The sequence below is a fragment of the Chryseobacterium indologenes genome (assembly GCF_001295265.1).
Lineage (GTDB): Bacteria > Bacteroidota > Bacteroidia > Flavobacteriales > Weeksellaceae > Chryseobacterium > Chryseobacterium indologenes_A.
In genome coordinates this window covers 72,095-87,027 of record NZ_LJOD01000008.1, presented here as the reverse complement: position 1 = coordinate 87,027, position 14,933 = coordinate 72,095, and the positions used below count along the sequence as shown (strand labels likewise).

Annotated in this window: 15 protein-coding genes; all 15 read left to right on the top strand. The window is 36.9% G+C overall.

All coding sequences use genetic code 11. The features are described from left to right. The first annotated feature begins 43 nt into the window (after positions 1 to 43). Positions 44 to 1,402, top strand: coding sequence for a hemolysin family protein (locus AOB46_RS13045; RefSeq protein WP_062700035.1), 1,359 nt, complete (start codon positions 44 to 46; stop codon positions 1,400 to 1,402). An 11-nt stretch (positions 1,403 to 1,413) separates the two neighbouring features. Then, positions 1,414 to 1,719: an ATP-dependent Clp protease adaptor ClpS gene (locus AOB46_RS13040; RefSeq protein ID WP_062700032.1), complete on the top strand. Its 306-nt coding sequence runs from the start codon at positions 1,414 to 1,416 to the stop codon at positions 1,717 to 1,719. A 155-nt stretch (positions 1,720 to 1,874) separates the two neighbouring features. Further along, positions 1,875 to 3,719: a T9SS type A sorting domain-containing protein gene (locus AOB46_RS13035; protein WP_062700030.1), complete on the top strand. Its 1,845-nt coding sequence runs from the start codon at positions 1,875 to 1,877 to the stop codon at positions 3,717 to 3,719. A gap of 194 nt (positions 3,720 to 3,913) precedes the next feature. Further along, positions 3,914 to 4,528, top strand: coding sequence for a uridine kinase (udk, locus tag AOB46_RS13030; RefSeq protein WP_062700027.1), 615 nt, complete (start codon positions 3,914 to 3,916; stop codon positions 4,526 to 4,528). A 1-nt stretch (position 4,529) separates the two neighbouring features. Further along, positions 4,530 to 4,886, top strand: a complete 357-nt coding sequence (locus AOB46_RS13025; RefSeq protein ID WP_062700025.1) for an FtsB family cell division protein — start codon at positions 4,530 to 4,532, stop codon at positions 4,884 to 4,886. A 100-nt stretch (positions 4,887 to 4,986) separates the two neighbouring features. Continuing rightward, positions 4,987 to 6,144 carry a methylmalonyl-CoA mutase family protein gene (locus AOB46_RS13020; RefSeq protein ID WP_062700023.1) on the top strand — a complete coding sequence of 386 codons (1,158 nt, stop codon included), beginning with the start codon at positions 4,987 to 4,989 and terminating at the stop codon, positions 6,142 to 6,144. Further along, entirely contained in the window at positions 6,141 to 6,584 is a 444-nt protein-coding gene (locus AOB46_RS13015; protein WP_062700021.1) for a DinB family protein, read from the top strand. Before AOB46_RS13020 ends, AOB46_RS13015 begins: the two co-directional genes overlap by 4 nt. Positions 6,585 to 6,592: 8 nt before the next feature. Continuing rightward, on the top strand, positions 6,593 to 7,741 hold the full coding sequence (locus tag AOB46_RS13010; RefSeq protein WP_062700019.1) for a class I SAM-dependent methyltransferase: 1,149 nt from the start codon (positions 6,593 to 6,595) through the stop codon (positions 7,739 to 7,741). 130 nt (positions 7,742 to 7,871) lie between these two features. Further along, entirely contained in the window at positions 7,872 to 8,153 is a 282-nt protein-coding gene (locus AOB46_RS13005) for a hypothetical protein (RefSeq protein ID WP_062700017.1), read from the top strand. Positions 8,154 to 8,520: 367 nt separating this feature from the next. After that, positions 8,521 to 9,900: a dipeptidase gene (locus tag AOB46_RS13000; RefSeq protein ID WP_062700016.1), complete on the top strand. Its 1,380-nt coding sequence runs from the start codon at positions 8,521 to 8,523 to the stop codon at positions 9,898 to 9,900. 420 nt (positions 9,901 to 10,320) lie between these two features. Then, on the top strand, positions 10,321 to 11,229 hold the full coding sequence (locus AOB46_RS12995; protein WP_185113868.1) for a T9SS type A sorting domain-containing protein: 909 nt from the start codon (positions 10,321 to 10,323) through the stop codon (positions 11,227 to 11,229). A 299-nt stretch (positions 11,230 to 11,528) separates the two neighbouring features. Further along, entirely contained in the window at positions 11,529 to 12,236 is a 708-nt protein-coding gene (locus AOB46_RS12990; RefSeq protein ID WP_062700012.1) for an SDR family oxidoreductase, read from the top strand. A gap of 150 nt (positions 12,237 to 12,386) precedes the next feature. Beyond that, complete coding sequence (locus AOB46_RS12985; RefSeq protein WP_062700004.1) at positions 12,387 to 13,133, top strand: electron transfer flavoprotein subunit beta/FixA family protein; 747 nt, start codon at positions 12,387 to 12,389, stop codon at positions 13,131 to 13,133. Positions 13,134 to 13,173: 40 nt separating this feature from the next. Further along, positions 13,174 to 14,121, top strand: coding sequence for an electron transfer flavoprotein subunit alpha/FixB family protein (locus AOB46_RS12980; RefSeq protein WP_062700002.1), 948 nt, complete (start codon positions 13,174 to 13,176; stop codon positions 14,119 to 14,121). A 191-nt stretch (positions 14,122 to 14,312) separates the two neighbouring features. After that, positions 14,313 to 14,912: a bifunctional nuclease family protein gene (locus tag AOB46_RS12975; RefSeq protein ID WP_062700000.1), complete on the top strand. Its 600-nt coding sequence runs from the start codon at positions 14,313 to 14,315 to the stop codon at positions 14,910 to 14,912. The last annotated feature ends 21 nt before the right edge of the window (positions 14,913 to 14,933 follow it).

The window sequence follows — 14,933 nt, the reverse complement described above, 5'->3', positions numbered from 1 at the left end:
ATTTTCCATATCTTTGTAAAAATAAAAATTACACAATTTCTAAATGGACTCGGACATAGTCAGGCTTTTGCTAGCCTTATTTCTTGTATTACTCAATGGCTTTTTCGTAGCCGCAGAATTTTCAATTGTTAAAGTTCGTTACTCACAAATTCAGTTAAAAGCCGCAGAAGGAAACTCTATGGCCAAGCAGGCGGAGCACATCATCAAACATTTAGATGAATACCTGTCTGCAACACAGCTTGGAATTACATTGGCTTCCCTGGCACTGGGATGGGTAGGAGAAAGTGCACTTCACCATATTGTTGAAAACATTTTTCATTCCCTGAATATAGAAATGAGCCAGGCCTCTGTTACCTCAGTTTCTCTCATCATCAGCTTCGTATTGATCACAATTATGCATATCGTTTTTGGTGAACTTATTCCAAAATCAATTGCAATCAGGAAATCAGAAGCTACTACAATGGCAACGGCGGTGCCTTTGAGAGTTTTCTATACAATCTTTAAACCGTTTATCTGGCTGATGAATTCCATGTCGAATGGGTTCCTGAGACTCGTTAAAATTCACCCGGCTTCAGAACAGGAAATTCACTCTACAGAAGAGCTTCAGCTGTTGGTAAAACAGAGTGCAGACAGCGGAGAAATTGAAGAAGAGAACTACGAGATCATCAAAAATGCATTCGATTTTACGGATCATTCTGCCAAGCAGATTATGGTTCCGAGACAGAATATAACTTCTATTGATTTTGAAGAAGATATCAACGAGATCATCAATAAGATTATGGACAGCGGATATTCCCGTATCCCTGTATATCTTGATTCCATAGACAATGTGATTGGTATTTTCTATACCAAAGAGATTATCAGGGAATTTGTTAAAAGAAAGGGAGATCTGAATCATGAAGACCTTAAAGAGCTGATGCGTGATGCATTTTTCGTAGTAGGAAGCAAAAAGATTTCAGACCTCTTAAAGATTTTCCAGCAGAAAAAGCAGCATCTTGCCATTGTGATTGATGAATTCGGAGGAACAGAAGGAATTATCACCCTGGAAGATATTCTGGAAGAGCTGGTAGGAGAAATACAGGATGAGGAAGATGATGAAGATAAACTGGTAGATAAGATCGGAGATAATATTTATTGGGTGCAGGCAACCCAGCCATTGGATGAAATCAATGAATATCTGCCTAAAAAACTTCCTTTATCCGAAGATAGTGAGTATAATTCATTAGCAGGATTTATTCTTCATGAATTGGAAGATATTCCGGAGGAAAACCAGGAGTTTGATCTGGATAATTATCATTTCAAGATTCTGAAAATGAATAATAAAAGCGTAGAGCTTGTAGAATTAGTATATGAAGGGCCAAATATGATCAACGATCTGGCCGATAAAATAGGAGAAGTTTAAAATAATTAAAGATGATTTTTTATAACAATATAAAAGATTATGAAGACCCAAAACGGCAGTATGAAGAAGAAGTGCTTGTTTTGGATGATACAGATGAAGTTTATAAGCTTGTATTGCATAATGATGATATTCATACTTTCGATTATGTGATTGATTGTCTGATCGAAATATGCAAGCATACCTTAGAACAGGCTGAACAGTGTACCATTCTGGTGCATTACAAAGGTAAATGCACTGTAAAAACAGGCTCAATGGATCTTTTGAAGCCTATGCATGAAAAATTACTTTCAAGGGAATTAACAAGCGAAATTGTATAATAAAAAAGCCGTTTTATAAAATATGAAACGGTTTTTTTTATATAAAAAAGTGATTTATCGAAATTTTATATTTGTTTTTAAGTTTTATGTGTTAAAAAAGCTTAAAATTCATTAATTATTATTATTTTTATTTAACAATTGCAAAAAAACAATATATGAAATTAAAAATTACCTCACTGGTGTTAGGCAGTGTTCTGTGCTGCACTACATTAATGGCTCAGGAATCATCTTTTGAAATACCTGCAAACAACTGGATTAAAGAAAACTCAAGAAATTTAGGAATTCAGAATTTCAGTAAACTTACTTTAAATTCCGTACGTAAAGGGCACACTGGAGAAACCCTGCGGTTTCAGCAATTCATTAAAGATGTACCGGTTTTTCAGTCGGAAATTCTGATCCATTTCAATAAAGAAGGTAAAATAAGCTATACCGGTACAGAAAGTTTCAAAAAGAATCTGAAAGAAATAGATACGGTTCCTGCTGTTTCTGCATCTGATGCCTTTAATAAAGCTTACAAAGCTTCTAAATCAAAAGGAGAGATCACATATCAGGAGAATAAGTTATTGGTCTATATTACAGATGACGGAAATACAAAACTTGTTTACAGAGCTGTTATTAACTCCTATGACAATCCCGGAAGCTGGGAAACCATAGTTGATGCCAAAACAGGAGAGATCATCAGCGTTAAAAATATTGCAGTATATCACAGGCATGAAGATGAAACTTCCGGATCTCCAAAAAAGAAGGAAAAAAAGCTGAATAAAACAGTCAGCTTTAAAGCCTCAGGATCTGGTTATGTATTTGATCCGGATCCGCTGTCAAAGACAGGATCAACATATGGTGGTAATTATGTAGACGGTAATGACGCCACCAATGCCAGCCTGGATAATGCCAGAAGCCTGGTGACCTTATCAGATATAGAATTTGCCAATAATGTTTACAAACTGAAAAATGCTTATGTTGAGATAAGAAATATCAGCGCACCTAATACAGGTTTGTTTACACAGGCTACCAACCAGTTTTTGTTCAACAGAAGCGAGCTGGGATTTGAAGCGGTGAATGCTTTCTGGCACATAGATAAAAGCTTAAGGTATATCAATGAAACATTAGGAATTGTCTGCAGACCGACGACCAACGGAGGAGCGGTTATTTATGATCCTCATGCACTGAGCGGAGCAGATAATTCACAGTATACTACTGCCGGAACCTTAGAGTTTGGGCAGGGCGAGGTAGATGATGCAGAAGATGCCGACGTTGTATTGCATGAACTAGGGCACGGAATTCACCACTGGCTTTCCGGAGGTGTCTCAAATTCTGATGGTTTAAGTGAAGGAAGTGGTGATTATTGGGCACAGTCCTATAGCAGAAGCCTGAATCAATGGCCTTCATCTGCACCTCAGTATAATTGGATGTTTAATTGGGATGGTCATAATGAATTTTGGCCCGGCAGAATTACCAATTATACTGTTCTATATCCGGGCTCCGGAGCTATCCATACCAGAGGTCAGATCTGGGCATCGGCTCTGATGAGAATCTATGACAGAATTGGAAAAGAAAAAACAGACAGGGCATTTCTGGAAGGGCTTGATTTAACCACTTCAACGACTAACCAGCAGAATGCAGCAATTGCTGTAAGACAGGCCGCAATAGATATGGTAGGTCAGTTTGGGTTTACCTGTAATGATATTACCGTAATAACCCAGGAATTTACGGCTGCAGGGTATACACTTCCTGCCTATACCTGCCAGCTCAGCACAAAAGAAATTGCTAAGGAGCAGCAGATTTCCGTTTATCCTAACCCGGTTTCTGATATATTAAATGTATCCTTAAAAGGAAATAAAGAGCAAAAAGCAGAAATCTACAATATGGAAGGCAGAAAGGTAATGGATGCCACAGTAGGAAACGGAAGAAGCCAGATTAATGTCTCAGCTCTTCAGACAGGCAATTACATCTTAACCATAAAAGAATTGGAAATATCCACGAAATTTATCAAAAAATAAATATTAAAAGTCTTTTAAATCCGGTGTTCAGCATCGGATTTTTTATTTGAAATAACAGGAGTTACCGGCAAAACGGTTCCATCTTCTCATCTCAGAATATCTTTGTTCCCTTAATTGTTCAATTTATTGGTCTGTGCTGTCATATTTTTATCTAAAATAGTATATTTGTACAAACTATAAAGAAACAAAAAAGAATGCTTGTAATAGGAATTGCAGGAGGTACAGGCTCCGGCAAAACTACAGTTGTTGACAAGATACTCCAGCAGCTTGATATTGAAGGAATGAACATCCTTTCACAGGATAATTATTATCATGATAACCCAAATCTTACCCTGACGGAACGGGAGGCGTTAAATTATGACCACCCCAAGTCTATAGATTTTGAACTGATGTTGAAACACGTAAAAGCTTTAAAAAATAACGAGCCTATTGAACAGCCGATATACAGCTTTGTTACGCATTCGAGAACAGGAGATCATGTCACTGTAGAACCTAAAAATGTATTGGTGGTAGAAGGAATTCTGGTTCTTACCAACAAAGAACTTTTAAAGGAATTTGATCTGAAAGTATTTGTTCATGCCGACTCAGATGAAAGGCTGATCAGAAGAATCAGAAGAGATACACAGGAAAGAGGAAGAGACTTAAACGAAGTTCTTCACCGTTATCAGACTACTTTAAAACCAATGCATCAGGAATTTATAGAACCATCAAAGAATGAAGCCGATCTTATCATTCCGAACATGAAACAGAATTCCGTAGCGATTGATTTTTTAACTACTGTTATTAAAAATTCGTTGAGAAAACATTAAAATGAAAGAAAACAAACTTATTAAAGACATCCAGCCGAAGTCTGAAACACTCAAGCTTATTCAGAAATATGTTCTGAATAAATATACCATTACCATTTGCCTGTTTCTGGTGTGGATGATTTTCTTTGATAAAACCTCTTTTCTCGTAATCAATGAACTGAACGGCGAAATCAGCCGATATGAAGATCAGCTGGAATATTATAAAAAGGAATATGAAAAAAATGATTCCTTTTATAAAAAGCTGATGAACAATAAATCGGAAAAAGAAAAATACGCAAGAGAAAATTATTTCATGAAAAAGCCGGATGAAGAAATCTTTATTCTGGTTGTAGACAGCAGTAATATTGCGAAAAAATAATATAATTTGAATGAAACGTCAATAGTGGGCTATTCGTGCAGGAAAAATAATGACCTCGAAGTTAATTCACTATTGACCATTCACAAATAATCCATCTCCAATGTCAGAAACACTTCCAAACTGGGAAAATTTAGTTAAAAAACAGCTTAAAACAGAAGATATTTATTCAATTTTAAAAAAGGAAAACCTGGAAGGAATTGAAGTAAAACCGTTTTACAGTGAAGTTCAGAAACCATTGGCCAACCTGCCGAGAGTAGAAGAAAATACCCATTTGGTGGCTACCTATCATGAAAGTCTGGAAGAAGATGTATTTGCATTTATTCTGGAGCATAATGTAGAAAATCTTGAACAGAAAGCTCTGTTTGTCAATAATAAAGATCTTGCAGGGCATATCAGTCCAAAAGAAGAAGATCAGTATTTCTCGCTGATCAGTGTTATTGATGAAAAACAGGCTGTTATAAATGATCAGCTGACTAAAGAGCTTTTAGCAAAGAATTTCAAAAGAAATATCTGTATTGATATTTCCCTTCATCAGAATGCAGGTGCAGCTATTTACCAGCAGTTGGGAATAGCGCTGGCTCAGACAAAAGAGCTTACCGAAGCATATGGCCCTGAAATCTTAAACCAATTGATCTTCAGAATTGCTGTTGGTGGAAACTATTTCTTTGAAATGGCTAAACTGAGAGCTTTTAAAATCATTTTCAATCAGTTTTCCAAAGAATACGGGCTGGATGAAATTCCTTACATCTTTGCCGAAACTTCCCTGAGAAATAAAGCTGTTACCGATAATGAAAATAATCTGATCCGTTCAACATTAGAGCTTGCTTCTGCCATGATTGGCGGTGCTGATGCGGTTTTCAGCAACAATTATCTGGTAGAAAAAAGAACAGAAAACTCAGAAGAGATCTCTTTCAAACAGCAGATCGTTCTGGCTTACGAAAGTATCATCAATGTATTTGAAGATGCAGCAAACGGAAGCTATTACGTTGAAGATATCACCCGCCAGATTGCAGAACAATCATGGCAGCTGTTTGTAGAAATAGAAGAGGCCGGCGGTTATCTGGAACTTTTAAAGCAGGGAGTCATACAGAAAAAGATCTATAACCATGCTGTTGAAGAGCAGAAATGGGTGGAAGAAGGAAAAATAAAGCTGATCGGGGTGAATTTATATCCTAAATTAGACGTTAAAAAGCCGGTTGAGCAACTTTACAGCGAAAATGAAATAAAACCCGTACGTTGGGCTGAAATGTTTGAATGATGAAAGAAAAGCTGGCTGATTTGTTTGAGTACACCTATCATTTTAATCGTGAAATGATAAAAGTAATTTCTGAAAATAAGACTAAGGTGGATGAAAAAATAATCAGTCTTATTAATCATACTTTAAATGCTCAACAGATCTGGAACGCCAGAATAGCAGGTGAAAAAACGTTTGAAGTCTGGCAGATCAACCCCCTTGAATCCCTTGATGAAATCAATTATGAAAATTTCCAAAAAAGTATGGAGATTATCAGGAATACAGATTTCGAAAAAAAGATACAATATCAAAATTCAAAAGGGACTGTATTTGAAAACAGTGTTTTTGAAATGCTGTTTCATGCTGTGAATCATTCCACTTATCACAGGGGGCAGATCAACACATTATTAAAACAAAACGGAATTTCTCCGTTATTAACAGATTACATCTTTTATAAAAGATAATTCAAGGATTGAATAAACATATTTTAAAACCTGAAATTCAGGATTATATCAATGCCGGTCTCGCTAAGGATTTACCCTCGCTGCTGCTGAAAAAATCTCCGTTTCCTGATGTCTCTATACAGGAAATTGTACAGCAGATCAAGGGAAAACAGGTTGCCGAAAAGAAATTTCCGTTTCTGTTAAGGGAAGGTATTGTTTTTCCGCCTCAGCTTAACCTGGAGCAGTCATCATCAGAAAAAACGGCTGCCTATAAATCAGAAATGTTAAAAGGAAAAAAGTTTGCAGACCTGACAAGCGGTTTCGGGATTGATGCCTATTACCTTTCACAGAATTTTGAAGACGTTACACTGGTAGAACAAAATGCCGGACTCTTAGAAACTGTAGAACATAACTGGAATATCCTGAAGCGGAAAGCTGTGTTTGTCAACCAGAAGCTTGAGGACTTTTTAAGCTCTGATAAAGAGCATTTTGATGTTATTTACCTGGATCCGGCAAGAAGAGACGGAAGTAAAAACAAAGTATTTCTTCTGGAGGATCTGTCACCTGATATTCTTGAAATTCAGGACAGGCTTATGGCATCTTCAGACCAGGTGGTCATAAAGCTTTCCCCGCTAATTGATCTTAAATACCTGGTTTCGGTACTTCCCGCTATTTTCAGGATAGAAATCATAGCCGTAAAGAATGACGTTAAGGAAGTGGTTATTTTCCTTTCCAGACAGCTTCATGAAGAAGTTATCTGCACCTGTGTTAATCTGGAAAGCAGCGAACCTGCATTTATATTCAGGTTTGGAGAGGAAGATAAGGCGGAAACTATATACGGTGAACCGGAAAGATTCATATATATTCCCAATAATTCTATTTTAAAAGCCGGAACATTCAATCTGATTTCCCAACGTTTTGGATTAAACAAGCTTCATCACAACACCCATCTTTATACCTCAGATAAAAGAGAAAATAACTTTCCCGGGAGGATATTAGAGATGAAAATAGTTGAATCTAAGAGCATTAAGAAAAAAGAGCAATTTAATATTATTTCGAAAAACTACCCGTTGAAACCGGAAGAGATCAAAAAGAAATACGGAATAAAAGACGGGGGAGAAGCCTATCTTATTTTTACACAATCCAAAAAAGGTAAAATTATTTTAAAATCAGTATAAAAATGTTGCCGAAAAAAACAGGATTTCTTAATTTTGGGCAATCAAAAATGTAAGCATGAAATCGCCCGCTGTTTAAACAATCAGATAAAGTAGCGATTCCGTATGACCTTTAAAAAAATAAATTTTGCATATGAAAAAATTAGTTATATGTTTAGCTATTGCTGCTGTAGCTGTAAGCTGTAAAAAAATCCAGGCAGGAGGAAACAAAAATACACTGAAACTGGAAGAAGGGGTAGAAAGATATTCTGATGATGTACAGGGCGGAGGCGAAGCACATGGTCATAGCGCTGCTGCTGAAGGTCACAAAGAAACGGCTCCGGCTGAAAAGCATGAAGCTGAAGCTCCTAAAAAAGACAGTTCTGCCACGGCAAAGCCTGCTGAAGCTGAAAAAGCTCCAAAAGCTGAACATTAATTACGAGTATACCATATAAAAATGTCCTGACACTGTGCAGGACATTTTTTTGTTTAATATTGGGTTTTGTTTTATATGCAAGTTAACATGAAACATTATAAAACAACAAATAAATTACAATACCTTGTAATAAAAGTTAACTTCAAACATGATTTACAGTATCTCATAAAGCCCAAAACCTGAGTTGAATAAAGTAAATCAAAGCTTTATAAATAGAATACTTTAAAGCTTAATGTCCTGGAAATCTTATATCTCTTACTGGTTTTAAAATAATTCCGGATAAAACCGGCAGCCTCTTTGAAAATTCTACCTTTTTGTTTGCGTCTGCAGACCATTTTTTTTACTTTTAACAAAATAAATTTTTACAATGCAAGAGACATTAAATTACATCAACGAAAATAAACAGCGTTTCGTGGATGAGTTATTTGAGTTATTGAGAATTCCTTCTATTTCTGCAGATCCGGCTTATAAGGATGACGTCCTGAAGTGTGCAGAGGTTTGTGCAGAGTACCTTAAGAATGCAGGAGCAGATAACGTGGAAGTATGTGAAACAAAAGGTTATCCCATCGTTTTCGGAGAAAAGATTTTAGATAAAAGCCTTCCTACGGTTTTAGTATACGGGCATTATGACGTGCAGCCGGCAGACCCGCTGGAACTGTGGAGAAAACCTCCTTTCGAACCTTATATTGAAAAAACTGAACTTCATCCTGAAGGAGCAATCTTCGCCAGAGGTTCCGCAGATGATAAAGGTCAGTTTTTCATGCACCTGAAAGCTTTTGAAGCGATGATGAAAACCAATGCGCTTCCATGCAACGTGAAATTTATTTTGGAAGGAGAAGAAGAAGTAGGATCGGTAAGCCTTGGTGATTTCGTTAATGAGAATAAAGAAAAACTGGCTTGCGACTGTATTCTGATATCAGATACCCATATTTACAGCAATGAGCAGCCTACGGTAACTACCGGTTTAAGAGGACTAAGCTATGTGGAAGTTGAAGTGGAAGGACCTAACAGAGACCTGCATTCAGGACTTTACGGAGGAGCAGTTCCAAACCCTATCCATGTGCTTTCAAGAATGATTGCCGAACTTATCGACGAAAACGGACACATTACTATTGATGGATTCTATGACAATGTAGACGTGGTATCCGATGCCGACAGAACAGAAATGAATAAGCTGAAAGATAATCCCGAAGAATTCAAAAAATCAATCGGACTGAACGGAGTGGAAGGTGAAAAAGGATATACAACACTGGAAAGAACCTCTATTCGCCCTACATTAGACTGTAACGGTATCTGGGGCGGATATACAGGAGAAGGAGCCAAGACCGTAATCCCTTCCAAAGCGTATGCTAAAATTTCTATGCGTCTGGTTCCTTATCAGACTCCGGAAGAGATTACAGAAAAATTTACAAAATATTTCGAAAAAATTGCTCCCGAAAATGTAAAAGTAAAAGTTACACCACACCACGGAGGAATGCCGTATGTTCTGCCAAGTGATACAAAAGAATTCTTAGCAGCAAAACAGGCGATGGAAACCGCATTCGGAAAAGAAGTACTGCCTTACAGAAGTGGAGGAAGTATTCCTATTACAGCAATGTTTGAAAAGGTTTTAGGAGCAAAATCAGTTCTTATGGGCTTTGGACTTGATTCTGATGCCATTCACTCACCAAATGAACATTACGGATTATTTAATTTCTATAAAGGAATTGAAAGTATCCCATTGTTTTTTGAAAACTATTCAAAATAATTTTTTAAAAATATAATAAGATAAGGTGCCTCTGTACAGAAGTACCTTATTTTTTTGCTGTTTATTGACCGGATTGATAGTTTAGAAATGAATTTTTCATTTCTGAAGAAGACCTTACAGTTGGAAATACCAATTACGGATCTTTCACCTTACGCAGGACACAATCGTAAAATTTATATCAGGCAGTTTGCCGAAATTCTGGTAAATCCCTGGCTTTTAATTATATCCGAAAATAAAGGGTATTATTTAAAAATAATTAAATAATAAATTTATTTTTATACAAAAAACACTTCATATAAAGCATTTTTTTATTGTCAGTCCAGCTCCAAGTTAATAACAATAATCGGATTTCTGCTTGACGAATGATATTTTTTTTACTCTCAGATGTTTTTATTTTTAGTTCTGACTAAAAAAAAGACTATGAAAAAAATCTACCCAATCACAATCTGTTTGTTTTCAGTGCTTTCCTTTGCTCAGCAGAGAACCTCTTTTGAAGATTTTGAAGGATTTTATACAGGAAGTATTCACGCTCAAGGGACCTGGATAAGCACCCCTACCGGCGATGAGCCTCCCAACATATTAAACCAGATGATCTGTATTGATGATGCAACAGACGGATACAATTCCCTGAGAATTGTAAAAGAAAATACATACGGAACTCAGCCGGTTCCCGTTATTGGAGCTTTTAATAATACTCAGATCCAGCCATCTACAGGATTCTCTGTTTCATTTGATATTAATATGTCTCAGCTTAACGGATCAGTATTCGGATTTCAGGGAGTGAATAATGCAGAAGAAAAATTTGTTATCAGGGTGGATTTCGGGAATACAGGATCAGTTAAAATTTTGGATCAGTTATCAGGCCCGGAGCCGGTGCCAGCTTCAGGATCATGGCAGCCCAATACCTGGCATAAGTTTCTGATAACAGGCACAGCTTCAGAAGTTAAATACTATCTGGATAATGTCCTGATCTATACAGGAGCTATTGAGTCTATTAATATTGACCAGGTGCGCTTTGTACATAATAATGCAGATGGATCAGCATATATTGACAATATTCAGATCAGTAATGAAAATCTATTATCCACAAAAGAGATAACAGGCGCTAAAAAAAGGATCACAATTTATCCTAATCCCACTACAGATTTTATCAGATTAACTGAATCACATCTGATAAAAGCAGTTAAGCTTTACAATATGGAAGGGAAAGAGCTTCAAATCAGACCGGATAAGGATATGATTGATGTGAGAAGCCTGCCGGCAGGTTTATATATAATTAAGATAGTAACTGATGAAATGAATTATACAGAAAAGTTTACTAAAAAGTGACCGTTGGTATGACTGATAATCATTTTTTTTAATTAAGACTTTCATAAGATTTGTTGTATGAGGTAAGACTGTAAAATTTCCGCTTATCTTAATCCGGCAAGTGATTTCCTGCACATTAATACTTCCGGTAAAATCAAAAACAGGTAAACCTATCTGTAGGAACCTGTCTTCTTAGCATAGAAACTGGCAGCAGAAATTTTACCGAAAAATTCATCAAAAAATAACCTGATAAATCTTAGGCATATAAAACGTTCCAATTGGAGCGTTTTTGTTATTTTAGGGAATTAAAATTCAGGATTATGTCAGGAGATAAAGTGGCCTATATAACGGGAGGAACTAAAGGTATTGGTTTCGGCATTGCAAAAGTATTGCTGGAAAACGGAATTTCTGTAGCGTTTTCGGGACGAAAAAGAGAGGAAGTAGAGAAAGCTGAAGAAGCCCTTAAGGTGTATTCGGGAAATGTTTTGGGAATTGTTTCCGATGTAAGAAACCTGGAAAGTGAAGAAGAAGCAGTAAAATATGCAGTAGAAAAATTTGGAAGGCTGGATTTTGTAATTGCCAATGCGGGATTAGGAATATTTAAGCCCGTAGATGAGCTTACAGCCGGAGAATGGAATGATATGATTGAAACAAACCTAACCGGGGTCTTCTATACTTTAAAAGCCTCCGTTGAAGAATTAAAGAAAACAGAAGGATATTATATCACAATTTCAAGTCTCGCAGGCGCCAACTTCTTCGAGAACGGAACCGGATATAATGCTTCAAAATTCGGAGTTGTAGGATTTACCCAGGCCGCTATGATTGATCTCAGAAAATACAATATCAAATCTACAGTGATTATGCCCGGATCTGTTGCCTCTCACTTCAACGGAAATATTCCTTCAGAAAAAGACAGCTGGAAGATCCAGCCCGAAGATATGGGGAATCTTGTACTGGATATTCTGAAAATGAACCCGCGTGTTTTACCAAGTAAAATAGAGTTTAGGGCAACGCAGCCAGCTAAATAACCACATTTAATGTATTGAATAATAATTTAATAAGTATTATGCATGCATAATATATTTTTTATTTATATTAGCAAAAATTAATTACAATAAAATCTCTGCTTAAATCCCAACGGGTTTTATGCGAAAAAGGGGAAAAATAAAATAGTACACATGAAAATATTAGTTTGTATTAGTAGTGTTCCGGATACTACTTCCAAAATTAACTTTACAGCAGATAAGTCTGCGTTCGACAAAAACGGAATTCAGTGGGTAATCAACCCGTTAGATGAATTTGCGTTAACAAAAGCGGTTAAACTTCAGGAATCTCAGGGAGCAACAGTAACGGTAATCAATGTAGGAGATACTGCTACAGAACCTGTTATCAGAAAAGCATTGGCAATTGGTGCTAATGATGCGGTAAGAGTAAACCTTGATCCTAAAGACAGCTATTCAACAGCAAAAGAAATTGCTGCTGTAGCTCAGAACGGAGGGTATGACCTTATCCTTTGCGGTAAAGAATCTATTGATTACAACGGAGGTTCTGTTCCGGGAATGGTAGCCCAGTTATTGAACCAGCCTTTCGTAAATGCATCGGTAGGTTTAGAGGTAAACGGAAGCGAGGCAACTGCCGTAAGAGAAATTGAAGGAGGAAAAGAAACTATTTCTGTAAAGCTTCCTGCAGTTATTGCAGGGCAAAAAGGATTAGTAGACGAAAAAGACCTTATCATTCCGAACATGAGAGGGATTATGTCTGCAAGAACAAAACCTTTGCAGGTAGTAGAGCCGGTTTCTTCAGAAGTAAAAGTGCAGGGTGTATCTTATGACAGTGTGCCGCCTAGAGCTGCTGTAAGAATGGTTTCTCCTGATAACCTCGATGAATTGGTAAGATTACTTCACGAAGAAGCTAAAGTGATCTAATCTCTAATCCTTTAATTTTTTAATCTTTAAATTTAAGAAAATGGCAGTATTCGTATACGCAGAAAATATAAACGGAGTTTACAAAAAAGCAGCTTTTGAAGCAGTTTCTTATGCTAAAGCTGTTGCAGACAAAGCAGGAGATACCGTTACGGCAATCTCTGTAAACCCTACAGATGCTTCAGATGTATTGTACAAATATGGAGCATCAAATGTTATCAATATCAAAGACGAAGGTCTTAAGAATTTCTCTGCAAAGGCATATGCACAGGCAGTAAATGAGGTAGCTGGCGGAAATATTATTGTTTTCCCTCATACAACAGATGCTTCTTCTATTGCGCCTATGCTGGCTGTAATGAAGAATTATTCTTTAATTACCAATGCATTGGAAGCTCCTGAAAGCCTTTCTCCATTCCAGGTAAAAAGAAAAGCATTCTCCGGAAAAGGATTCATGCATGCAAAAGCTGAAGGCAGCGGAGTAATTGTTACCGTTTCACAAAACGCTTTCGGTGTTAAAGAAAACGGAGTATCAGGTTCAGAAGAAGTAAAAAATCTTTCAGTAGCTAACGAAGATACAAAAGTAATCTCTCATGAGCAGAGTTCTGGTAAACTAGACCTTAAAGAAGCTGAAATCGTGGTATCTGCCGGTAGAGGAATGAAAGGTCCTGAAAACTGGGGAATGATTGAAGATTTAGCTAATGTTTTAGGAGCAGCTACAGCTTGTTCTAAGCCGGTTTCTGATATCGGATGGAGACCTCATACAGAGCACGTAGGGCAGACCGGTAAAGCGATTGCCCCTAACCTTTACATTGCAGTAGGGATTTCCGGAGCAATTCAGCACCTTGCCGGAGTAAACTCTTCTAAAACCATCGTAGTAATTAACAATGACGCTGAAGCACCATTCTTCAAGTCTGCTGATTACGGAGTTGTAGGAGATGCTTTCCAGATCATCCCGGCTTTAACAGAGAAAATCAAAGCAATTAAAGGATAAAAAGTCAATGGTGAACAGTCAATTCGCTTCGCTGGCCGGGTTTCAATATATCAGAAATTCACGTAAGAAGTAAAATTGACGATTGACAATTGATTATTACACACAATACAAATAAAAGCTCGGCTTTCCGGGCTTTTATTTTTGCGTAAAAAAGTGAAAACACAATAAAAAATTAATCTATATTTGTAGCTATGGATTATAAACAGCTAATTATTCGCGGAATATCATACAGCCAGACCCAATCAGGCGCGTATGCACTATTACTGGAACATGAAGAGACACACATAAAATTACCTGTTGTCATTGGAAATTTTGAAGCACAGTCCATTTCTCTCGGACTGGAAAAAGATATCCATCCACCGCGACCCCTTACTCACGATCTATTTACCAAATTTATAGTTTCTGCCCATTACGAATTGGTTTCAGTAATTATCTATCAGATTGTAGATGGCGTATTCTTCTCCAACATCAACTTTAAGAATAAAGCTAATGACGAAGATCTGATCCTTGATGCCCGAACTTCCGATGCTGTTGCAATGGCCGTAAGATTCGATGCACCTATTTTTACGACACAACAGGTATTGAACGAAGCAGGAATCCTCCTTGAGCTGGAAGATGTCTCAAGAGAAGAACAGTCATTTTCAGAAACAGTACAGGCTGAAGATAACTTAAAGTCCGTATCTATGGAAGAACTTCAGAAAATGCTGGATGAGGCCGTAAGAGAAGAAGATTATGATACCGCTCTGGAAATTCAGGAAGAAATTAAAAGGAGGAAAAAGAAAATTGACTAAAAGAGATACTTTATATAAACT

Coding starts and splice junctions, on each gene's coding strand:
- AOB46_RS13045 (WP_062700035.1), top strand. CDS start 44: ATGGACTCGGACATAGTCAGGCTTTTGCTAGCCTTATTTCTTGTATTA.
- AOB46_RS13040 (WP_062700032.1), top strand. CDS start 1,414: ATGATTTTTTATAACAATATAAAAGATTATGAAGACCCAAAACGGCAG.
- AOB46_RS13035 (WP_062700030.1), top strand. CDS start 1,875: ATGAAATTAAAAATTACCTCACTGGTGTTAGGCAGTGTTCTGTGCTGC.
- udk (WP_062700027.1), top strand. CDS start 3,914: ATGCTTGTAATAGGAATTGCAGGAGGTACAGGCTCCGGCAAAACTACA.
- AOB46_RS13025 (WP_062700025.1), top strand. CDS start 4,530: ATGAAAGAAAACAAACTTATTAAAGACATCCAGCCGAAGTCTGAAACA.
- AOB46_RS13020 (WP_062700023.1), top strand. CDS start 4,987: ATGTCAGAAACACTTCCAAACTGGGAAAATTTAGTTAAAAAACAGCTT.
- AOB46_RS13015 (WP_062700021.1), top strand. CDS start 6,141: ATGATGAAAGAAAAGCTGGCTGATTTGTTTGAGTACACCTATCATTTT.
- AOB46_RS13005 (WP_062700017.1), top strand. CDS start 7,872: ATGAAAAAATTAGTTATATGTTTAGCTATTGCTGCTGTAGCTGTAAGC.
- AOB46_RS13000 (WP_062700016.1), top strand. CDS start 8,521: ATGCAAGAGACATTAAATTACATCAACGAAAATAAACAGCGTTTCGTG.
- AOB46_RS12995 (WP_185113868.1), top strand. CDS start 10,321: ATGAAAAAAATCTACCCAATCACAATCTGTTTGTTTTCAGTGCTTTCC.
- AOB46_RS12990 (WP_062700012.1), top strand. CDS start 11,529: ATGTCAGGAGATAAAGTGGCCTATATAACGGGAGGAACTAAAGGTATT.
- AOB46_RS12985 (WP_062700004.1), top strand. CDS start 12,387: ATGAAAATATTAGTTTGTATTAGTAGTGTTCCGGATACTACTTCCAAA.
- AOB46_RS12980 (WP_062700002.1), top strand. CDS start 13,174: ATGGCAGTATTCGTATACGCAGAAAATATAAACGGAGTTTACAAAAAA.
- AOB46_RS12975 (WP_062700000.1), top strand. CDS start 14,313: ATGGATTATAAACAGCTAATTATTCGCGGAATATCATACAGCCAGACC.